The organism is Amycolatopsis sp. A1MSW2902, from assembly GCF_017312175.1.
GTDB lineage: Bacteria > Actinomycetota > Actinomycetes > Mycobacteriales > Pseudonocardiaceae > Amycolatopsis > Amycolatopsis nivea.
In genome coordinates, this window is sequence record NZ_QJPO01000001.1 from 3,924,242 (window position 1) to 3,944,881 (window position 20,640).

The 20,640-nt window shown below is 71.7% G+C and carries 19 protein-coding genes and 1 pseudogene; 3 read left to right on the plus strand and 17 right to left on the minus strand.

All coding sequences use genetic code 11. The annotated features are described in order from the left end of the window. Nucleotides 1-156: 156 nt before the first annotated feature. The 4 genes from DMP23_RS18040 to DMP23_RS18055 all read right to left on the minus strand — a co-directional run bounded on the left by DMP23_RS18040 (nt 157) and on the right by DMP23_RS18055 (nt 2,376). A complete protein-coding gene (locus DMP23_RS18040) occupies nt 157-456 on the minus strand; it encodes a hypothetical protein (RefSeq protein WP_037806447.1) in 300 nt (99 codons plus the stop codon). Further along, nucleotides 443-670, minus strand: coding sequence for a hypothetical protein (locus DMP23_RS18045; RefSeq protein WP_101439894.1), 228 nt, complete (start codon nt 668-670; stop codon nt 443-445). Before DMP23_RS18045 ends, DMP23_RS18040 begins: the two co-directional genes overlap by 14 nt. A 37-nt stretch (nt 671-707) precedes the next feature. Further along, nucleotides 708-1,160 (minus strand): Lrp/AsnC family transcriptional regulator, encoded by a 453-nt coding sequence (locus tag DMP23_RS18050; RefSeq protein ID WP_009078207.1) that lies wholly within the window; start codon nt 1,158-1,160, stop codon nt 708-710. 73 nt (nt 1,161-1,233) lie between these two features. Beyond that, on the minus strand, nt 1,234-2,376 hold the full coding sequence (locus tag DMP23_RS18055) for a M24 family metallopeptidase (protein WP_337821797.1): 1,143 nt from the start codon (nt 2,374-2,376) through the stop codon (nt 1,234-1,236). A 228-nt stretch (nt 2,377-2,604) separates the two neighbouring features. Between DMP23_RS18055 and DMP23_RS18060 the strand changes: the two genes are divergently transcribed. Further along, nucleotides 2,605-3,549, plus strand: coding sequence for a 5'-3' exonuclease (locus DMP23_RS18060; RefSeq protein ID WP_337821798.1), 945 nt, complete (start codon nt 2,605-2,607; stop codon nt 3,547-3,549). Between the two features lie 45 nt (nt 3,550-3,594). Here the strand turns inward: DMP23_RS18060 and DMP23_RS18065 are convergent, their stop codons facing one another. The 13 genes and pseudogenes from DMP23_RS18065 to pafA all read right to left on the minus strand — a co-directional run bounded on the left by DMP23_RS18065 (nt 3,595) and on the right by pafA (nt 17,464). Continuing rightward, nucleotides 3,595-4,818, minus strand: coding sequence for a GNAT family N-acetyltransferase (locus DMP23_RS18065; protein ID WP_337821799.1), 1,224 nt, complete (start codon nt 4,816-4,818; stop codon nt 3,595-3,597). Between the two features lie 56 nt (nt 4,819-4,874). Further along, a complete protein-coding gene (locus tag DMP23_RS18070) occupies nt 4,875-5,267 on the minus strand; it encodes a DUF4333 domain-containing protein (protein WP_134731991.1) in 393 nt (130 codons plus the stop codon). 38 nt (nt 5,268-5,305) lie between these two features. Beyond that, complete coding sequence (locus DMP23_RS18075) at nt 5,306-6,508, minus strand: GNAT family N-acetyltransferase (protein WP_337821800.1); 1,203 nt, start codon at nt 6,506-6,508, stop codon at nt 5,306-5,308. Between the two features lie 51 nt (nt 6,509-6,559). Then, complete coding sequence (locus DMP23_RS18080) at nt 6,560-7,273, minus strand: DUF4333 domain-containing protein (RefSeq protein WP_337821801.1); 714 nt, start codon at nt 7,271-7,273, stop codon at nt 6,560-6,562. Between the two features lie 127 nt (nt 7,274-7,400). Continuing rightward, nucleotides 7,401-10,166 carry a DEAD/DEAH box helicase gene (locus tag DMP23_RS18085; RefSeq protein WP_037806816.1) on the minus strand — a complete coding sequence of 922 codons (2,766 nt, stop codon included), beginning with the start codon at nt 10,164-10,166 and terminating at the stop codon, nt 7,401-7,403. Nucleotides 10,167-10,217: 51 nt separating this feature from the next. Then, on the minus strand, nt 10,218-11,108 hold the full coding sequence (locus DMP23_RS18090; protein ID WP_337821802.1) for a diacylglycerol/lipid kinase family protein: 891 nt from the start codon (nt 11,106-11,108) through the stop codon (nt 10,218-10,220). Nucleotides 11,109-11,110: 2 nt separating this feature from the next. Then, nucleotides 11,111-12,085 carry a twin-arginine translocase subunit TatC gene (gene tatC, locus DMP23_RS18095; protein WP_336158800.1) on the minus strand — a complete coding sequence of 325 codons (975 nt, stop codon included), beginning with the start codon at nt 12,083-12,085 and terminating at the stop codon, nt 11,111-11,113. Between the two features lie 88 nt (nt 12,086-12,173). After that, nucleotides 12,174-12,488 carry a Sec-independent protein translocase subunit TatA gene (tatA, locus tag DMP23_RS18100; protein ID WP_037806457.1) on the minus strand — a complete coding sequence of 105 codons (315 nt, stop codon included), beginning with the start codon at nt 12,486-12,488 and terminating at the stop codon, nt 12,174-12,176. 37 nt (nt 12,489-12,525) lie between these two features. Next, nucleotides 12,526-12,738 carry a bacteriophage holin gene (locus DMP23_RS18105; RefSeq protein ID WP_037806458.1) on the minus strand — a complete coding sequence of 71 codons (213 nt, stop codon included), beginning with the start codon at nt 12,736-12,738 and terminating at the stop codon, nt 12,526-12,528. A gap of 10 nt (nt 12,739-12,748) precedes the next feature. Then, complete coding sequence (locus DMP23_RS18110) at nt 12,749-13,729, minus strand: helix-turn-helix transcriptional regulator (protein WP_134731985.1); 981 nt, start codon at nt 13,727-13,729, stop codon at nt 12,749-12,751. Further along, a pseudogene (locus DMP23_RS18115) lies at nt 13,726-14,719 on the minus strand (helix-turn-helix transcriptional regulator). The gene DMP23_RS18110 and the pseudogene DMP23_RS18115 overlap by 4 nt, the downstream one beginning before the upstream one ends. A gap of 156 nt (nt 14,720-14,875) precedes the next feature. Next, nucleotides 14,876-15,913 carry a WD40/YVTN/BNR-like repeat-containing protein gene (locus DMP23_RS18120; protein ID WP_134668488.1) on the minus strand — a complete coding sequence of 346 codons (1,038 nt, stop codon included), beginning with the start codon at nt 15,911-15,913 and terminating at the stop codon, nt 14,876-14,878. A 192-nt stretch (nt 15,914-16,105) separates the two neighbouring features. Beyond that, a complete protein-coding gene (gene pafA, locus DMP23_RS18125; RefSeq protein WP_037806466.1) occupies nt 16,106-17,464 on the minus strand; it encodes a Pup--protein ligase in 1,359 nt (452 codons plus the stop codon). 205 nt (nt 17,465-17,669) lie between these two features. On the opposite strand from pafA, the gene DMP23_RS18130 reads away from it, so the two are divergent. Together DMP23_RS18130 and DMP23_RS18135 are read left to right on the plus strand one after the other, a co-directional pair. After that, nucleotides 17,670-19,109 (plus strand): bifunctional phosphatase PAP2/diacylglycerol kinase family protein, encoded by a 1,440-nt coding sequence (locus DMP23_RS18130; protein ID WP_443111273.1) that lies wholly within the window; start codon nt 17,670-17,672, stop codon nt 19,107-19,109. A 285-nt stretch (nt 19,110-19,394) separates the two neighbouring features. Then, on the plus strand, nt 19,395-20,630 hold the full coding sequence (locus tag DMP23_RS18135) for an alpha/beta hydrolase (RefSeq protein WP_337821804.1): 1,236 nt from the start codon (nt 19,395-19,397) through the stop codon (nt 20,628-20,630). The last annotated feature ends 10 nt before the right edge of the window (nt 20,631-20,640 follow it).

The window sequence follows — 20,640 nt, forward strand, 5'->3', positions numbered from 1 at the left end:
TACGAAGCCAAAATGCGGACGGCGGGTGCTTGTCAAGGCATCTTTCCCGCCTTGACAAGCACCCGCCGTCCGTCATCACAATCAAGCTTCGGGGTGCCCCACGCAACCATGTGGGCGCAATGTCGCCGCCAGGCGACGAGCCGAAACAAAAGAGACTCACAAATCCAACGCAGCCCTCAAAGCCACATCGATCTGCTCCTGAACCTCCCCGTCAACCTCCGCGATCCGCTCCGCCAGCCAAGGCCGGTACAACCGCGTGAGATTCAACGTAGACACCCAATACCGGGCATCCACCGCAACCCCGAGAATGTCCTGCGGATCCCGGTCCAGCAACTCAGTCCCGAGCAACCAAGGCCGCTCCGACTCGTTCACCCCGTCCGAAGACAGCAGAACGACAGTCCGCTGCCGAGCAGGATCAGTAGGCGGGTGGTAAGTCCAAACCTCACCCCTGCGCACGCATCTCCTTCTCCGCAGCCGCCCGCTCCGCCTCATCCGCTTCCGCCGATGGGGTGACCGGAGCCCGCTGCGGGGTATACCCAGTCCGAACCGCCTCGCGCCGGGCCGCCTTGGACAGCCAGGACGAGACCGAGATCCCATGTGCTTTCGCGGCCCGCTCGGCGTACTCGAGCGCACCGGTGTCGAGCGAGAGTGTCACCTTACGTGTTGCCATACCATTTACCGTACCACTCCCACCGCTCCGGAAGCTCTCACAACGTCGGCGACCGGCCCTCGAACGGCGTGGACAGCACGACCGTCGTCCGGGTGGACACCTTCGCCGCCTCCCGGATCCGCCGGAGCAGGTCTTCGAGGCCGAGCGGCGAGGCGACGCGCACCAGCAGGATGTAGGACTCGTCGCCGGCCACCGAGTAGCAGGACTCGATCTCGGTGATGTGCTGGATCCGCTGCGGGTAGTCGTCGGGCGCGGCCGGGTCGTTCGGGGTGAGCGAGATCAGCGCGGTGAGCGGGAGGCCGATCTGCTCGCCGTCGAGCCGGGCGGTGTAGCCGAGGATGACGCCGCGCTGTTCGAGGCGGCGCACCCGCTGGTGCACCGCCGAGACCGACAGCCCGACCCGTTCGGCGAGGTCGGTGAAGCTGCGCCGCCCGTCGGCGGCGAGTTCCTGCACGATCGCCTGGTCGAGCGGTTCCAGCGGTCCGCTCATGCCGCCACCTCCGCGAGGAGTCGCGCACGGGCCGGTCGGGAGGCGGCGGCGATGGTTCGCCGGAAGGCTGCGCTCATGCGTCCAGCACGACCAGTTCGTGCGGCCGGGTGTTCACCGGCTCGACGCCCGAGTCGGTGACGAGCACGATGTCCTCGATCCGGGCGCCCCAGCGGGCGGGCTGGTAGATGCCGGGCTCGACGCTGAAGGCCATGCCTGCCTCGAGCGGCAGCACGTTGCCCTTGATGATGTAGGGCTCCTCGTGCACGTCGAGGCCGATGCCGTGGCCGGTGCGGTGGATGAAGTACTCGCCGAATCCGGCGGCGTCGATGACGTCGCGCGCGGCCTGGTCGATGCTCTCGGCGGTGGCGCCGGGGCGGACCGCGTCGACAGCGGCCTGCTGCGCGCGCTGCAGCACGGCGTAGGTCTCGGCGACGTCGGCGTCGCGGGGTTCGCCGATCGAGTAGGTGCGGGTGGAGTCGGAGTTGTAGCCCTCGGGCACCGGTCCGCCGATGTCGATCACGACGACGTCGCCGCGTTCGATGACGCGCTCGGACACGTCGTGGTGCGGGCTGGCGCCGTTGGGGCCGGAGCCGACGATGACGAAGTCGGCGTGCGTGTGGCCCTCTTCGACGATGGCGGCGGTGATGTCCGCGCCGACCTCGGCTTCGGTGCGGCCGGCGCGCAGCCATTCGCCCATCCGCGCGTGCACGCGGTCGATCGCCGCGCCCGCCTTGCGGAGGGCGTCGATCTCGGCGGCGTCCTTGCGCATCCGCAGTTCGCGCACGATAGGTCCGGCGAGGGTCTGCTCGGCGTCGCCGAACGCGGCGCGCAGCGCGAGCACGTGCAGCGCCGGGGTGAAGTCGCTGACCGCGATCCGGCCGGGCTTGCCGAGCCGGTCGGCGACGAGCCGGTAGGGGTCGTCGCCGTCGACCCAGGTGAGCACGTCGACGCCGAGGTCGTCGGTGGGCACGCCGGCGTAACCGGGGGCCTCGAGCTTGGGCACGACGAGCGCGGGAGTGCCGTCGGCGGGCACGACGAGAGTGGTCAGCCGCTCGAACGAACCGCCCGCCTGGCCGAGCAGGTACCGCAGGTCCGAACCGGGCGCGACGAGCAGCGCGCCGGTGTTCGCGGCGGCGGCCGCTTTCGCGGCGCGGTCGAGACGGGCGCGGAGCGCGGCGGCGTCGGGAGCGGGCGTGTGGAGGGATCGGCTCGACATGACGCCGAGCCTAGTACCGGCGTCGCGGCGCGGCCCGCCCGTCCTCCCGAACCGGCGTGCCGCCCCGGCCACCTCGCCGAAGCCGCGTGCGGGCTGCCGTCCGTGAAGGACTCCTTGGGGGAATCAGATTCCCTCAAGGAGTCCTTCACGGGCTTCGGCCGTCGCAGGAGCGGACGCGCCCGGTGCCGCTTTCGGGTCGATCCGGGCCGGACGTGGCAGGCTGTGCGGGTGACCGGACCACTCGCCCTCCTCGATTCCGCGAGCCTCTACTTCCGCTCGTTCTACGCGCTGCCCGATTCGATGACCGCGCCCGACGGGACGCCGGTCAACGCCGTGCGCGGGTTCACCGACACGATCGCGCGCATCCTGACCGACCGTCGTCCGTCGCGGCTGGTCGCCTGTCTCGACGCGGACTGGCGGCCGAAGTTCCGCACCGATCTGCTGCCGAGCTACAAGGCGCACCGGGTCGCGGAGCCCGGGGACGGCGGGGCGGACGTCGAGGAGGTGCCCGACACGCTGACTCCGCAGGTGCCGATCATCCTGGAAGTGCTGGAGGCGTTCGGGTTCGCCGTCGCGGAGGCGGACGGCTACGAGGCGGACGACGTGATCGGCGCGCTCGCGACGCGGGAGAAGGACGCGCCGGTCGAGGTGATCACCGGCGACCGGGACCTGTTCCAGCTGGTGCGCGAGGAGCCGACGCCGACGTCGGTGGTGTACGTCGGGAAGGGCTGGGCGAAGGCGGAAGTGCTGGGGCAGCGGGAAATCGCCGAGAAGTACGGCGTTCCGGCCGAGCACGCCGGACCCGCGTACGCGGACATGGCCGCGTTGCGCGGCGACCCGTCGGACGGGCTGCCGGGCGTGGCGGGGATCGGCGAGAAGACCGCGGCGAAGCTGATCACGCAGTTCGGTTCGCTGGAGGAACTCGTCGCCGCGGCCTCGGCCGGGGATTCGCGGGTGCCGTTGAAGACCCGGCTGCGGCTGTCCGACGCCGCGGATTACCTGGCTGTCGCACCGACCGTGGTGCGGGTCGCGGTGGACGCGCCGGTGGTGCAGTCCGGGCCGGATGCGGTGCCGTCCGCGCCCGCCGATCCGGATCGGGTGGCGGAGCTGGCCGAGCGGTGGAACCTGGGCCGTTCGGTGGAGCGCCTGCTGGCAGCACTGCCCGGAGCTTGACTTGCCAGGGAGGGTTCCAGCCCGCGGCGGAACCCTCCCTGAGGATCAGAAGTGCGTGCCGGTCCAGGGTTGCGTGCCGGTCCGGAACAGCGCGTCCACCCGGGCGAGAGTTTCCGCGGTCGCGCCGGTGATCCGGCCGGACAACGCGAGCGGCGCGGCTTCCCAGGCGCCGAGATACAGCATCGCCAACGTGTCCACGTCCAGCTGCAGATCGGCGTCGGCGTCGGTGCGCTCGACCCCGTTGCTGCTGACGCGGTACCGGCCGCGGTTGTCCGGCAGCATCCGGTCGTTCACTTCCAGCACAACGGGTTCCGCGGAGCCGTACGCGCGGGCCGCGAGCGCCGCCTGGACGTCGATCAACCGCAGCCAGAGTTCGTCGTCGACGGCGACGGTGTGCGCCCGGCGCGGGTCGACGAGCAGCAGGCCCACCGGGTCGTCCACCGGACGGCAGCGCGCGTGCACGACCTCGATCAGGTCGACCGACAGCAGGAACCGCCACAGTCCGGCCAGTGCTTCCGGCGACGCCGCGTGCAGTTCGTGGACTTCGAGCGCGGCGCCGCGTTCCGGGTCGAGGTAGCTGTTCTGCGGCACGACGTGGAAGACGGCGAAGCCGTCGTCGCCGTCCGGTCCACTGTGGACAGCGACGCGGTGGTTGCCGCCGTCGGGGTGGAGGTGCCAGTTGAACGCGATCGGCCACCAGAGTTCCGGGCGGGCGATCCGGCCGGGGCGGCCGGTGTCGATCCGTTGGTACAGCGAGGGAATCGTCGCGATCGCGTCGTCGGCGGAGAGCAGCCGGACGCGGCCGGGGGCGGCGACGGTTTCGCGCAGCGGGGCCGGTTGCTTGAGCTGCAGGGTGGCCATGCGGGTCGCGACGCCGTAGCCGAAGCGGCCGTAGATCAGCGCTTCGCTCGCGTGCAGCGCGGCGACGACGTGGCCGCGCTCCACGAAGTCGTGCAGTTGCCGGTCCATCATCGCGGTGAGCACGCCGCGGCGGGTCCAATCGGCGCGGACGCCGACGCCGACGCCGTCGACCGCGGCCATCGGCACGGTGGCGCCGCCGGGGACGGCGAGCTCGGTGGCGAAGGAACTGGCGATGCCGATGGGTTCGCCGTCGTGGAACGCCCCGGTGCGGCCGTCGGCCTTCCAGGAATCGCCGACCCGGGCCCAGCGCTCGTCCGAGGGCGGGTTTCCGTGCAGGGACCGCACCAGGAGGTCGAAAGTCGCGCGGCTTTCGTCGTCGGTGATCTGGCGTACCACGTAGTCGCTCATGTCCCGATTCAACCAATTCCCGCGGCCGCGCGGCTATCGGATTTAACGCGGCCGAGTCACTGGGGCGGATCGACGCGGTACTTGCCGTCCGCGCCGGTCACCGTGATGGGGACGTGTTTCGTCGTGCCCGCGATGTCCACAGTGCACTGGAAGCGCGAGCCGTCGGCGACGGGCTGCCGGTCCGGGCAGGACACCGCGCCGACGTTCGCGAGTTTGTAGTCGGTGGTGAGGAGCCGGGTGACGGCCGTGGCCATCACCCGGGAGTCGAACACGCGCATCGCCGAGGAAGAGCTGGGCGCCGCCGCCGAGGACGACGCGACGCCCGGCTCGGCGGGGCTGTCCGGCGTGACGGTGACGGTGCGGGCCGGGGGCGGGGGTGTGCCGCTGTCGCAGCCCGCGGCGGCGAGCATTCCCAGGCCGCACAACAACAGCACCCGCACGGCGCGCATCAAACCCCGCTCCTCTGCGCGAAACGTCTGGTCAACGGTCAGAAGAACGTACCGCACCACACCGATTCGCGCGTGCCGAAGAGAACGTCGGCGGCTTCGGGCGCGGCCGGGTCGAACACCTCGATCCGGCCGGTGTCCGCAAGCGCTGAGGCTCGCCACGTTCCGAAGTAGAGCATGGCGAGGGTGTCCGCGGAGAGCCGCAGCGCGGGTTCCGCGTCGGTGCGGGAGGCGCCGTCGGGTCCGACGAGGTAGCGGCCGTCGTTGGCGGGCAGCGACCGGTCGGCCACCTCGATGACGACGGGTTCGGCCGCTCCGTAGGTGCGGGCGGCGAGCGCGACGGGCACGTCGACCAGCCGGAGCCAGCTCTCGTCGTCGATGCTTTCGGTTTTCGCCATTCGGGGGTCGGTGAACAGCAGCGCGTGCGGTTCGCCGAGCGGGCGCATCGGGAGCACGATCTCGTCGACCAGGTCGACCGAAAGCAGGAACCGCCACAGCCCGGCGAACGCGGCCGGGTTGGCGTAGCTGAACTCCACCACCTGCAGCTTGCCGTTGTCGTGCGCGGCACCTTCTTCGACGTGGTAGATCACGTAGCCGTCGGTGCCGTCCTGGCCGCGGTGCACGGCGGTCTGGACGAGCTTCGCGCGGCGGCGCAGGTGCCCTTCGAACCCCGGCCAGTAGATCTCCGGCCGGGTCATAGCGCCGACGTGGCCGGTTGCGGTCGCGGCATAGAGTTCCGGCCATCGCGGGGCGGCCTCGTCGATGCCGAGCACGGTGACTTCTCCCCCGGCGGGCACATCGGGGCGCAATTGCGCCCGGTGCTTCTTCACCACGACCTGGCTCGCGAGGGTCGTGACGCCGTAGCCGTAGCGGCCGTAGATCGCGCCCTCGGACGCGTGCAGCAGCGCGAGCGCAACACCTCGTTCGGCGAGGTCGCCCAGTTGCGCGGCCTGCAGCGCGCTGAGCACGCCGCGGCGGGTGCGTCCGGCGCGGACGCCGACGCCGGTGACCGCGGCCAGCGGGAGCCGTTTTCCGCCGGGGACGACCATTTCGGCCGCGAAGGACCGGGCGGTGCCGACCAGGTCAGGTTCGAAGACGCCCCAGCTGCGTTCGGCCTCGTAGGCCGCGGAGACGCGGTCCCATTCCTCGTCGGTGCCGGGCTGGACGTGCAGCGCGGCCCGGAACAGGTCCCAGGCCGCGCGCTGCTCGTCGGGACGGAGGATGCGGACGGTGCGGTCGCTCATGCCCCGATCATTGCGGGAGCGGCCGCGTGCCCGCCACTGAATTGCGGGGCGTCACTTGGCCGCGGGCGGCGAGACCTCGTAGTTGCCGTCGTTGCCCTTGACGGTGATCGGGACCTGCTGGGGTTTACCGTTGATGGTGGCGGTGCACTCGAATTTCGCGCCGTCCTCCACCTTCTGCTCGGCCGGGCAGGTGACCCCGCTGACGCCCTGGATCTTGTAGGTGTCGGTGAGCAGCTTCGCGACGTCGGTCTGCATCTGGTTGTTGTTGAAGACCTGGGTCTTGAAGAAGCCGGGCGCGACGAAGCCGAGGATCGCCACGACGGCCACCACGACGACGAGCGCGCCGATCCCGATGAACAGGCCCTTCTTCGACCCGCCCGAGGATTCCGGGGCGGCCCCGCCGGACTGGCCGTAGTCGTACTGGCCGGGCTGCTGGCCGCCGTACTGCTGTTGCTGCTGCGGATCGCCGTAGGGCTGCTGCTGGCCGTAGGAGGGCGGCTGCTGCCCGTACTGCGGCGGCTGCTGTCCCCACTGGGGCTGCTGCGGCTGCTGTTGCTGCGGGTAGCCGCCGGGCTGCTGGCCGTAGTTCGGGTCCTGACCGTAGGGCTGCTGGCCGTACTGCTGGGGCGGGTACGGCTGCTGCTGCGGCCCGCTCTGCGGGTACGCGCCGCCCGGCTGCTGCCCGTAGCCGGGGTCCTGGCCGTAGGGCTGTTGCCCGTACTGGGGCTGCTGCCGCGGGTCGTTGCCGCCATACGGCGTGCTCATCGTTAGCCTCCGCCTTCGTCTGTCCGCATCCGCCGGCCGGGCCGCGGGTGTCGTGCGCGATCCAACCACAGGTCCGGACCTGGCACACGTGTCCGCGCGCAGTCGCTACCAAGGTGTGCCCTCGCGCTCACGCCGCGCCCGCCGCCACCACGCCGCGGCGCAGCGCCCGGACCGCCTGCGCCGCCGCCGCGCCGACCGGGTCCTCCTTGCCGAGGACGTCGCGGACCTGGTCGAGCAGGTCGATGACCTGGCGGCACCAGCGGACGAAGTCGCCCGCGGACAGTTCCTGTCCGTTGGTCTCGGCCGCGGTGAGGACCTTCTCCAGGGATTCGCCGCGCGCCCAGCGGTAGACCGGCCACGCGAACCCGGCGTCGGGTTCGCGGGTGCGGTCGAGGCGGTGGCGGCGTTCGTCCTCGGTGAGTTCGACCCACAGCCTGCTGGTTTCCTGCCAGGCGCCGGGGACCGCGCCGCCGGGCAGGCGGGGTTCGCCGGCGGTGTCGCGGCGGGCTTCGAACACGAGGGTGGACACGACGGCGGCGAGTTCGGCCGGGCCGAGGCCGTTCCAGACGCCGTGCCGGATGCATTCGGCGGCGAGCAGGTCGGATTCGCTGTAGAGGCGGGTGAGGCGGCGGCCGTGTTCGGTGACGCGGTCCTCGCCGTCGCCGGGGCGGACGTAGCCGCGTTCGCCGAGCAGCCGCAGGATCCGGTCGAACGCGCGGGCCAGCGAGTGCGTGGTGGCCGCGACCTTCCGTTCGAGCTGTTCGGTTTCGGCCGACAGCCGCTGGTAGCGCTCGACCCAGCGGAGGTTGGCCTCGCGTTCGGCGAGGCCGTGGCAGGGGTGGGCGCGCAGGGCGCGGCGCAGCGAGGCGAGTTCGGCGTCGTCTGCGGCCGCGGTGCGGCGGCGCTGGCGGCCGGGCAGTGCGATGCCGGCGTTGCGCAGCGACGAGGCGATGTCGCGGCGGGTCTTGGGCGAGCGCAGTTCGATGTGCTTGGGCAGCTTGATCCGGCCGAGGGCTTCGACCGGGGCCGGGAAGTCGGCGACCGACAGCGGCCCGGACCAGCGGTCCTCGGTGACGACGACCGGCCGGGGTTCGCGGATCGGGTCGAGGCCGGGGTCGACGACCACGGCGAGCCCGGCGCGGCGGCCCGCCGGGACCGGGATGACGTCGCCCTTGCGCAGTTTCTCCAGCGATTGGGCGGTCTCGGCGCGGCGGGAGGAGGTGTTCTGCCGCGACAGGGTCTTCTCGCGGGCGGAGATCTGCGCGCGGAGTTCGACGTACTCGAGCATCTGGTCGAAGTCGCCGGAGATCGCGGCGGTGTAGCCCTTGAGGGCTTCCTTGTTTCGTTCGATCCGCCGTGCGGTGCCGACGACCGACCGGTCGGCCTGGAACTGCGCGAACGACTGTTCCAGCAGGTCGCGGGCGGCGTCCGCGCCGACCTGGGCGACGAGGTTGACCGCCATGTTGTAGCCGGGGCGGAACGACGAGCGCAGCGGGTACGTGCGGGTGGACGCGAGACCGGCGACGGCCTTCGGGTCGACGCCGGGCTGCCAGGCGACGACGGCGTGGCCTTCGATGTCGATGCCGCGACGGCCGGCGCGGCCGGTGAGCTGGGTGTATTCGCCCGGGGTGAGGTCGACGTGCGCCTCGCCGTTGTATTTCACGAGCCGTTCGAGCACGACGGTGCGGGCGGGCATGTTGATGCCGAGCGCGAGGGTTTCGGTCGCGAACACGACTTTGACCAGGCCGCGGACGAACAGCTCCTCGACGGTTTCCTTGAACGCGGGCAGCAGCCCGGCGTGGTGGCCCGCGAAGCCGCGCTCCAGCGCCTCGCGCCATTCCCAGTAGCCGAGGACGCCGAGGTCGCCCTCGGGCAGCTCAGCGGTGCGCTCGTCGACGATCCGGCGGATCTCCTCGACCTGTTCGGGGCCGTTGAGCCGCAGGCCGGAGCGGACGCACTGGGCGACCGCCGCGTCGCAGCCGGCGCGGGAGAAGATGAACACGATCGCGGGCAGCAGGCCGGCGTGGTCGAGCCGTTCGACCACGTCCACGCGTGACGGCGGCCGGAACCTCGGTCCGCGCGGCGGTCCTCCGCGGCGGCCTCCGCGCGGGCCGCGGAAGTTGGGGGCGAAGCGGCCCATGTCGTCGGTTTTGCGCAGCAGCGTGGGGTTGATCCGCAGCTGCTCTCCCGGGTCGGCCTCGTTCTGGCCGGCGAACAGGTCGAGCAGCTGGTTGCCGACGAGCATGTGCTGCCACAGCGGGACCGGGCGGTGCTCGTCGACGACGACGGTGGTGTCGCCGCGGACCTCGACGAGCCATTCGCCGAATTCCTCGGCGTTGCTGACGGTGGCGGACAGGCCGACGACGCGGACGTGCTCGGGCAGGTGGAGGATCACTTCCTCCCAGACCGCGCCGCGGAAGCGGTCGGCGAGGTAGTGGACCTCGTCCATGACGACGTAGCCGAGTTCGGGGATGGCGGAGCTGCCCGCGTAGAGCATGTTGCGCAGCACCTCGGTGGTCATGACGACCACCTGGGCGTTGCCGTTGATCGAGGTGTCGCCGGTGAGCAGGCCGACGGCGTCGTTGCCGTAGCGTTCGACGAGGTCGGCGTACTTCTGGTTGGACAGGGCCTTGATCGGGGTGGTGTAGAAGCATTTGCGGCCCTCGGCGAGGGCGAGGTGGACGGCGAACTCGCCGACCACGGTCTTGCCCGCCCCGGTGGGGGCGCAGACCAGGACGCCGTGGCCCTCTTCGAGCGCTTCGCAGCCGCGGATCTGGAAATCGTCGAATTCGAAGGCCGATTCGGCGGAAAACCGGGTCAGCTGGGGGTGCTTGGCGCGGCGACGGGAGGCAGCGTAGGCCTCGGCCGGCGATGGTGAAGGGCTAGTGGCCACCCCGTCAGGGTTCCACATGCCCCCGACATTCCGCACGCGGCGTGCCGCCGGTCACCGCGGGGGCGCGACGACCATGAGCGCGGAGGGCACGCAGGTCGCTTCGACCGGTGCCTGACCTTGGTCCTCGCCGTCGGCGTAGACCGGCCAGCCGGGTGCTTCGATGCGCAGCGTGCGGGTGCGGAAGGTTTCGACGCTGGGCTTGTGCACGTGTTCGCCGGTGCGCAGCTGCGGCAGCATCCGGAGCAGGCGGGCGCGGCCGGGGGCGCCGATGACGGTGACGTCGAAGAGGCCGTCGCCGGGGTCGGCGTCCGGGCAGATCGGGATGCCGCCGCCGTAGTACGGGGTGTTGCCGACGGCGATCAGGCTCGTGTCCCCGGAGAAGGTGCCTTCGTCGGTGTGCACGACGATCGGGCTGGGCTTGAACGCGGCGAGTTCGGCGAGGATCGCGAGGTCGTAGCGGCGGGGTCCGGCGGGCCAGCGCATCGCGTTCGCGCGGGCGTTGACGGCGGCGTCGAATCCGGCGCACAGCACGGTGGCGAACCAGGTGTCGCCGACGCGGCCGAGGTCGACGCTGCGGCGGTGCCCGGCCTGCAGGGCTTTGGCGAGGGCGTCGGTGGCGGCGCGCGGGTCGGCCGGGACGCCGAGGGCGCGGGCGAAGTCGTTGCCGGTGCCGGAGGGGACGAGGCCGAGCGCGACGCCGTGGTCGGCGCAGAACTGGACGCCCTGGTGGGCCGCTCCGTCGCCGCCGAGGACGATCAGCACGTCGAGGCCCTCGGCGTGCGAGGACCGCATGAGCGCGCGGGATTCCTCGACGCTGGTGGCGGTGAGGAGGTCGAGCCGGTCGACGGCGGGCCGGAGCCGTGCCGCGACCGCTTCGGCGAGGCGGGCCGCGGCGCCGCGGCCGGAGGCCGGGTGCACGGCCAGTGCTGCGTTCAGGCCCACGGTCAGGTGATGTCGTCGGTCGAGCCGCCGCGGCCGGACGCCGGTTTCTGCGCGGCCGGTTCCTCGCCGTCGGCGGTGCTCGGCGTGTAGTGGAACGGCGCGGCCTCGTCGTCGGCGAGCTGGTCCCAGCCCTCGTCCTGGCGGACGCGGTCGAGCTTGCGGTCGTGGAAGCGGGCGATCTGGATCGAGATCTCGAACAGCAGGGTGAGCGCGGCGGCGAGGCCGAGCATCGAGAACGGGTCCGAGCCGGGGGTGGCGAACGCGGCGAACACGAACAGCGCGAATACGATGCCGCGGCGCCACTTCTTGAGCTGCTGGTACTTGAGCACGCCGACGCGGTTGAGCATCACGACGAGCAGCGGCAGTTCGAAGCTGACGCCGAAGATCACCAGCAGCGACAGGATGAACGAGATGTACTTGTCGCCGGTGAGGGCGGTGACGAACTGGTCCTGGCCGAACCCGGCGAGCAGGGCGAGGGCGTGCGGGACGAGCAGGTAGGCCAGTACCGCGCCGGCGGCGAAGAGCACCGAGGCGAAGCCGACGAAGGTGAGCGCGTACTTGCGTTCCTTGGCGTAGAGGCCGGGGGCGATGAACGCCCACAGCTGGTACAGCCAGGCCGGGGACAGCAGGACCGCGCCCGCGGCGACGCCGACTTTCAGGCGGAGCATGAAGACTTCGAACGGGACCGTCTGCAGCAGGCGGCAGCCGGTTTCGCCGCCGAACCGCTGTTCCTTCGGGATGGCGCAGTACGGGTGCGTCATGATGTCGCCGAGCGACGGGATCGGCCCGAACCGCTGGCCGAACCAGATGAACCCGAAGATCGCGCCGATGACGACGAAAACGACCGCCCAGCCGAGGCGGCGGCGGAACTCGTAGATGTGCTCGATGAGCGTCATCGTGCCGTCGGGGTTTTTCCGACGGCTGCGCCGGCTCCGCTTGCTGGACCGGCTGCCGTTGCCGTTGGCGGCTTCCGCCACTGGTCGTTCCGTTCTCGTCAGAGCCCGCCGGGGCGCGCCGCACCGGCGCGCCGCCGTGGACCGGGGACCGGGTGGTGCGCGCGGAGGGTCAGCTCGCGTTCTTCTGCGGCTGGTCGGCCGATGCCGCCTGCTGCTTCTTCAGTTCGTCGAGCTGGCGCTGGAGGTCGGCGACCTGCTTGTCCTGCGCGGTCTGCGCGGGCGCGGGAGGGGCGATGTGCCGGGTGTCGGCGGGCTCGGCCTCGGCTTCGGCCTTCTGTTCGCCGGTCAGGTCCTTGGTCTCGGCCTTGAAGATCTTCATGGACTTGCCGATGGACCGGGCCGCGTCCGGGAGCCGCTTCGCTCCGAACAGCAGAACCACCACGAGCACCAGAACGATGATGTGCCACGGCTGCAGCGCGTTCATGGTCGTCTGCCCTCCTTGTCTGGGGTCTGTGCTGATGTTACTTGTTGCCGGTCGCCGGGCGGCGTTCGGCCACGGCCACACGGAGTGCCGCGGACCGGGCCCGGAGGAGTCCGGTCCGGTCGTGGGTGTCCGCACTGACCATGCTCATGGTGCGGCGGAAGCGGCGCAAGACTCCGGCGGTCCGTACCAGCAGCAGGGCCAGGACGAGCAGGCCGGCCGCGAGCAGCACATAGACGGGCAGGTACGGCACTGAAACCACCTTATCGGTCGGAGATGGACATGAGGTGACGGGCACGCGCCACCGCGTCGGCGGCCCGGCGACCGACAGCCTCGGCGAGTGTGGCGGGGCTCTCCACCTGGGCTTCCCCGCCGAGGCTGAGCACGAGGCGGACCATCCAGGGCTCGTCGCTGTAGCGCATCGCGATGCGCAGCCGCCCGCCGTCGAGCTCGTCGAGTTCCTCGCACGGGTAGTACTCGGCGACCCAGCGCGCGTCGGGGTCGAGCACGAGATGGGCGACCCGCTGATCGGGACGGGCGGAGAAGACCCCGTCGGACAGGTCGGTGGGCCGCGCGTGGGCGGGCGGAGCTGCGGGTTCGTCCAATACGGTGAGCGCGTCCACCCGATCGAGGCGGAAGAGCCGGACGCCTTCGACCCGGCGGCACCACGCTTCGAGATAGCCGACGCCTTGGACGATGACGAGCCGCATCGGGTCGACGGTGCGTTCGGTGATCTGGTCGCGCGAGGCGGTGTAGTAGCGCATCCGCAGCGCGCGGCCGTCCTGCAGCGCGCCGGAGACGGTCTCGCGGGTGCGGGCGGCGCGGGCTCCCTCGCGCACTCCTCCCCCGACGACGACTCCGGCCGGGCGGGCCTGCCCGGCGGCGTCCTCGATCTTGGCGATGGCGCGGCGGACCGCGTCGCCGTCGGCCACGCCCGGGGTTTCGGCGAGCGCGCGGAGCGCGACCAGCAGCGCGGTGGCCTCGCCGCCGGTGAGGCGCAGCGGGCGGCTCATCCCGGCGTCGTGGGTGACGACGATGGTGTCGCCTTCGAAGGACAGGTCGATGAGGTCGCCGGGGCCGTAGCCGGGCAGGCCGCACATCCACAGCAGTTCGAGGTCTTTGCGCAGCTGGCGCGGGGTGACGTCGAAGTCCTGCGCGGCCTCGTCGATCCGGATGCCGGGGCGGGCCAGCAGGTAGGGCACGAGCGCGAGCAGTCTCGGCATGCGTTCGCCGGAGGCGCTCATCGGGCGCTCCCCTGCCCGGCGCGGGCGAGCACGGCCTCGAGCCGGTGCTGCACGGATTTGGCGAGCACGTCCGGTTCGAGGACGAGCACGTCCGGGCCTTGCGCGGCGATCCAGTCGGCGGCCGATTCCGGGAAGTACAGGCCGATCTCGATGACGTCGCCTTCCTCGCCCGCGACGGTTTCGCGGCCCACGATGTCGCCGCGGCGGCGGACTCCGGCTGCGCGGCCGTCGGCGACCCACAAGCCGGGCGGTCGTGACCGGGGACGGGTCCTCGCTGCCGCCGGTCACCGACACGAGCTGCATGAGGTTGACGCCCTCGGGCCGCGCGACCGCGCCCGGTTTCCCGATCGCGGCGACCTTTCCGGTGACGCGGGAGAGCCGGAAGCAGCGGGGCGCGTCGCGGTCGCGGTCGTGCCCGACGACGTACCAGCGGGCGCGCCAGGACACGACGCCCCACGGTTCGAGCGTGCGGATGCGGCGTTCGGGCGAGCCGCTGCGCCGGTACTCGAACCGGACCGCCTGCCCGGCCTGGACGGCGGCGAGCATCGGCGCGAACGCCGGTTCCGCGCGCACCCGCGGTTCGATCACGGTCGGGGCCTGGTCGTCGACCTCGACGCCGGCCGCGCGCAGTTTCACCAGCGCGCCCTGGGCCTGTCCGGTGAGCTCGGGCGAATCCCAGAGCCGGACGGCGAGCCCGACCGCCGCGGCCTCGTCCGGGGCGAGGTCGATCTCGCCGAGTTCGTAGTCGCGGCGCGCGATGCGGTAGCCCTCGACCGGGTCGAAGACGGAGTTGCGGCCGGTTTCGAGCGGGATGCCGAGTTCGCGCAGTTCGGTCTTGTCCCGCTCGAAGGTGCGGAAGAAGGCGTCGTCGCTGGCCGCGTCGGCGTACCCGGGCACGATCCCGCGGATCCGCTCCGCGGTGAGGTACTGCCGGGTGGAGAGCAGGGCCAGCACGAGGTTGACCAGCCGTTCGGCGCGTGCGGTGGACACCAGACGACTCTAGCTCTCCCGGCCGCGCGCGATCGTCAGGTCCAGCCCTCGCGCGTCGCGCCTGGTCAGCCCGCGTGCGACCGAACGGACCCGCCGTGCGCGTCCGGTCACGCACCGCCGTTCCGGGCGGCTTCCCTGCCCGGAACGGGTTCCCTCTTACGGAACCAGCTTCGCGACGCGGCCCTTGGCTCCGCTGGCCCAGCACGCGCCGGACCACGTGCAGTCGACCGTGTCGAAACTGCCGCTGTCGAAGGAGGTCCAGTGCCGTCCGCCGTCGCGGCTCAGATCGCTCCCGCCCGGTCCGACGGCCAGCACCGTGCCGCCGCGCCAGGCGAGCCCGGAACGGTAACCGGCGGGATGCTCCGGCGGCGTGCGCCAGCTGCTCCCGCGGTCATGGCTGAGCGCGACCGCCGGGCCGGGTGCGGTCGGGTTCGCGTAGTCGCCGCCGATCGCGACGCCTTGCCACGGCGTACGGAACGCCACCGCGAACACTCCGGCCGACGCGCTGCTGGGCAACGGGGTTTCAGCCGCGGTCCAGTGCCGCCCGCCGTCGCCGGAGTGCAGGACGCGGGCGTGCGCACCCCCGCCGGTGGCCAGCCACGCGTCGAACGGTCCGGACGTGGTGATGCACTGGCCGCTGGCCGCGAATCCGGCTTCTCCGGGCTCGGCGGGCGGGAAAGCGTCGTCGGGGAGCTGCTTCCAGCTGCGGCCGCCGTCGAAGGTGGCCTGGACGCGAAACTTCCCGTCGACCGGGTCGCTCATCGCGAGACCGCGCCACGGGTCGAAGAAGGCGAGGCAGTCGTAGAAGGCGGCGGAATCGGGATTGCTGAACGTCTGGTGCCAGTGCTTCCCGGCGTCGTCGGTGCGGTAGATCCGGGAATCCGCACCGGGCCCGATCGACAGCACGACGGCGTGGTCGGCGTCGAAGGCCTCGATGTCGCGGAACTCGAGCTTCCCGGTGTCCGGCGGACCGACCGGCCGCCAGCTGTGCCCGCCGTCGACCGTCCGCAGCACGGTGCCCTGGGTGCCGCTGACCCACGCGACCCGCTCGCTCACCGCGGAGAGCCCGCGGAATTGCGCCGCGGTGCCAGTGGGCAGCAGCCGCCACGACGGCAGCGAAGAGGCCGCGGCGACTCCGCCCAAGGACATCGACAACACCGCTATGAGGACGAGGACCCTCCGGAACGCACTCATGCGGAGATCCTGCCGCACTCGGGTGACGACTTTCGTCGGTTTATGCGCCCGCAGCAACGTTTTCCCGCGCCCGAACCGCTCGCGCAACCCCGCCGCGAGAACGCCGAGGGAGGTTCGGGAGAGGGCCCCTGACGGAATCTGATTCCCTCAGGGGCCCCTCGCGACCATCGAGCCGGTGTTCCGGCGCGGAAATTACAGAGAGCCGATGAGCCGTTCCACGCGCTCGTCGACCGACCGGAACGGGTCCTTGCACAGCACGGTCCGCTGCGCCTGGTCGTTCAGCTTCAGGTGCACCCAGTCGACGGTGAAGTCCCGTCCGGCCGCCTGGGCCGCCGCGATGAAGTCGCCGCGGAGTTTCGCCCGGGTGGTCTGCGGCGGGGTGTCCTTGGCCGCTTCGATCTCGCCGTCGTCGGTGACGCGCCGGACGAGTCCCTTGCGCTGCAGCAGGTCGAAGATGCCCCGGCCGCGGCGGATGTCGTGGTAGGCGAGGTCGAGCTGGGCCACGCGCGGGCTGGACAGGTCCAGGTCGTGCTTGGCCCGGTAGCGCTCGACGAGGCGGTGCTTGATCGCCCAGTCGATCTCGGTGTCGATCTTGCTGAAGTCCTGCTCCTCGACCGCCTCGAGCGCGCGGCCCCACAGCTCCACCACGCGTTCGTTGGCGGGGGTGGACCCGTTCTCCTTCAGGTGCTGGACGGCGCGGGCGTGGTACTCCCGCTGGATGTCCAGCGCGGACGCCTCGCGCCCGCCGGCGAGGCGGACCTGGCGGCGTCCGGTGAGGTCGTGGCTGATCTCCCGGATCGCGCGGATCGGGTTGTCGAGGGTGAAGTCGCGGAACTGGACCCCGGCCTCGATCATCTCGAGCACGAGGTGCGCCGATCCGACCTTGAGCATCGTCGTCGGCTCGGCCATGTTGGAGTCGCCGACGATGACGTGCAGGCGCCGGTAGCGCTCGGCGTCGGCGTGCGGTTCGTCGCGGGTGTTGATGATCGGCCGGGACCGGGTGGTGGCGCTGGAGACGCCTTCCCAGATGTGCTCGGCGCGCTGGGAGAGGCAGTACACCGCGCCGCGCGGGGTCTGCAGCACCTTGCCCGCGCCGCAGATGAGCTGGCGGGTGACGAGGAAGGGCAGCAGCACGTCGGCGATCCGGGAGAACTCCCCGGCACGGGTCACCAGGTAGTTCTCGTGGCAGCCGTAGGAGTTGCCCGCGGAGTCGGTGTTGTTCTTGAACAGGAAGATGTCGCCGCCGATGCCCTCGTCGGCCAGCCTGCGCTCGGCGTCCACGAGGAGGTCCTCGAGGATCCGCTCGCCTGCCTTGTCGTGCGTGACGAGCTGGGTCAGGTCGTCGCACTCGGCTGTCGCGTACTCCGGGTGCGAGCCCACGTCGAGGTAGAGCCTGGAGCCGTTGGACAGGAACACGTTGGACGAGCGTCCCCACGAGACGACCCGCCGGAAGAGGTAGCGCGCGACCTCGTCGGGCGAGAGCCTGCGCTGGCCGTGAAAGGTGCACGTGACCCCGAACTCGGTCTCGATGCCAAAGATCCGCCGCTGCATCCCACCAGAGTAGGCGCTGGACCCCCGCGGAAGGTGCGCCGTTCGGGCGGCGACACGCGGTCGGTACGTTGCAAGTGGTGACATTGCGGCGGAAACCGGTCGCCGGGACCGGTGGGCGATCCGGCGCGGCCAGCGGAGGTGGACGAGAGTGTTCCAGCAGGTCGGCCGGGCGTTCCGGCAGGTAGGGCGGAGGGATCGGGCCCTGATGAGGCACAGTGCGGCGATCCCCCGCACCCGGGCGGACGACATCGTGACCGCGTTGTCCCGAAGTGCGGACAAATCGCGGCTCTGGTGGGGCGTGGCGGCCGTGCTGGCGGTCCGGAAGGGCCCGGCGCGCCGCGGCGCGCTGCGCGGGATCGCCGCCATCGCGGGGGCGAGCGCGGCGGCGAACCTGGTCGCGAAGCCGTTGTTCCCGCGCCGCCGTCCGGCCGAGGAAGAGGTTCCGGCGCACCGTCAGCTGCGGAAACGGCCGACGTCGTCGTCGTTCCCGTCCGGGCATTCGGCTTCGGCCGCCGCGTTCGCGACCGCGGTCGCGATGGAGTCGCCGCGGGCCGGGCTGGCGATCGTGCCGCTCGCCGGCGCGGTCGCGTACTCGCGGGTGCACACCGGCGTGCACTGGCCGAGCGACGTCGCCGCGGGGCTCGCGATCGGGACCGGGATCGCCGTGCTGACCCGGCACTGGTGGCCGCTGCACCCGGACGTCCGCGCCCGGACCGCGCACGCGGCGGAAGCGCCGGAGATGCGCGACGGCGAGGACATGCTGGCGCTGGTCAACCCGCATTCGGGCGTCAACGGCCAAGACCCGACCGAGGACGTCCGCTACGCGTGGCCGAAGGCGTCGCTGATCTACCCGGACCCGTCGCGGGATCTGCGCGAGCAGCTCGCCGACGAGATCGAAGCGCACGGTTCGGTCCGCGCGCTCGGCGTGGCGGGCGGGGACGGCACGGTCGCGGCCGTGGCGTCGGTCGCCGCCGAACGCGGGCTGCCGCTGGCACTCATCCCGGCCGGGACGCTCAACCACTTCGCCCGCGACGTCGGGGTCCGGTCGATGCCGGACGCGGACGAGGCGACCGAGGGCGGGCACGCGGTCGGCATCGACCTGGCCGAGGTCGAGATCGACGGCTCCGGCGAGGCCGGGCACCGCTGGTTCGTCAACACCGCGAGCCTCGGCGGGTATCCGGAAATGGTGCGGCTGCGGGAAAAGCTGCAGACCCGGTTCCCGAAGTGGCCGTCCGCGGCGATCGCGCTGGTGCGGGCGATGCGGCGGGCGAAACCGCTGCGGGTGCAGCTGAACGGGAAGCCGACGCAGGTGTGGCTGATCTTCGTCGGCAACGGCACGTACGCACCGAAGGGGTTCGCGCCGTCGCGGCGCCCGGCGCTCGACACCGGCCTGCTCGACGTCCGGTACGTGCGGGCGGACGTGCGCTGGTCGCGGATCCGGTTCGTGGCCGCGAGCCTCACCAACAGCCTGCACGCGAGCCACGTCTACCGGCAGCGGGACCTGCCGGAGCTGCACGTGCGGCTGCTCGACGGGAACCGCCGGGTCGCCACCGACGGGGAGGTCGGGCCGCTCGGGCGGGAGTTCCGGTTCCGGTCGCGGCCGAGCGCGCTGACCGTCTACCGGAATCCGGACCGCGACGCCTGACCGCGCGATGCCCTAAGGTCCCTTCGCCGGCGTTCGGCCGGGCACCGTGTTCTTCGCCGCAGTGCCCGGCCGACCCTGCGCTGACCTGTGCTTTTGCCGTCAGCTCGCCGCATCGGGGGCGGGTCTTGATCGTTTCTTTACCTTTTCTCAACGAATCCACAGCGAGCCCTCAATAGCGTGATCTTCGAGGTGCGGACTGCCCTGTCCGCACCAGTTCACGGCAGGGGTCTTCTCGGTGCGTTTTTCCTCCCGCGGTCGCAGCTGCCCGTCTCCGGCAGGCCGCGGATGACGCGGCTGTTCCCGCAGGCTGTCGACCCGGTCCTGCCCCCGTCGGTCACCTCGCAGGCGCGCGACCTCGGGCCGCTCGAATCCCCCTTGCTTTGGCTGGCGTTCGCCGGCGCCGCCGCGGCGGTCCTCGCCGTCACCATCGCGCTCGCGCACCGCCGCCGCGTGCGCCGCTGGGGCGTCAGCGGGTCGATCGCGCTGTTCCTGATCGCCGCGGTCACCGCGGTGAACAGCTACGTCGGCTACGTCCGCACGCCCAGCGACCTCGGCAGGCTGCTGCAGCGCGGTTCCGGCGCGATGAACGTCGCGGGCACCCTGCTGCGCAGCACCAGCGACGATCCGGCCGAGGATTCGGACCCCAGCACGCCGGACAGCTCCACCGGCGGGAGCAGCGGCAGCTCCCCCGCCGCCGGCCGCCCGGCGGCTCCGGCCAACGCCAACGGCAGCACCGAGGTCCTCAACGTCCCCGACCCGGCGCACGGCGTGCAGAACGGCGAGAACTACGTCATCCTGCCGGCCGGCTACCACGATCCGGCGAACGCGGCCAAGCGCTACCCGGTCGTCTACCTGATCCACGGCTACCCCTACGGCGGTCCGCGCGACTGGCTCACCTCCGGCTCCGCGCCGCAGACGCTGAAAAGCCTCGAAGACGCGAACGTGATCCAGCCGATGATCATCGTGAGCGTCGACCTCACCGCCAACCGGCCGAGCACCGACTGGGAATGCCTCAACGTCCCGGGCGGACCGCAGCTGGAGACGTATCTCGCCAGCAGCATCGTCCCGTCGGTCGACCAGCACTACCGCACCTTCGCCGACCGCGGCCACCGCGCGCTCGGCGGCATGTCCGGCGGCGGCTTCGGCGCGCTCAACATCGGGCTGCACCACCTCGACGAGTTCGGCACGCTGCTGATCTCGCTGCCGTACGACGACCTGAACGACTCGGTCGGCGTCCTCGGCGGCAACCAGGCGGCGATCGCGGCGAACACCCCGCGCCGCTACATCCCGACGATGCCGTTCCCGCAGAAGGTCGCCGTGATGCTGACCGTCGGCACCGGCGCGCCGACCGACGTCGCGACCGCGCACCGCATCGCCGGGTCGCTGGAACGGCGCGGCCAGGAGGTCGTGGTGCACGCCGAGCGCGGGTTCAACCACACCTGGCACACCGCCCGCGCGACCCTCCCGTACATGCTCGCCTTCGCCGATCAGAACTTCCGCACCGCGCCTGCCGCCTCCTGAGCGGATTGTC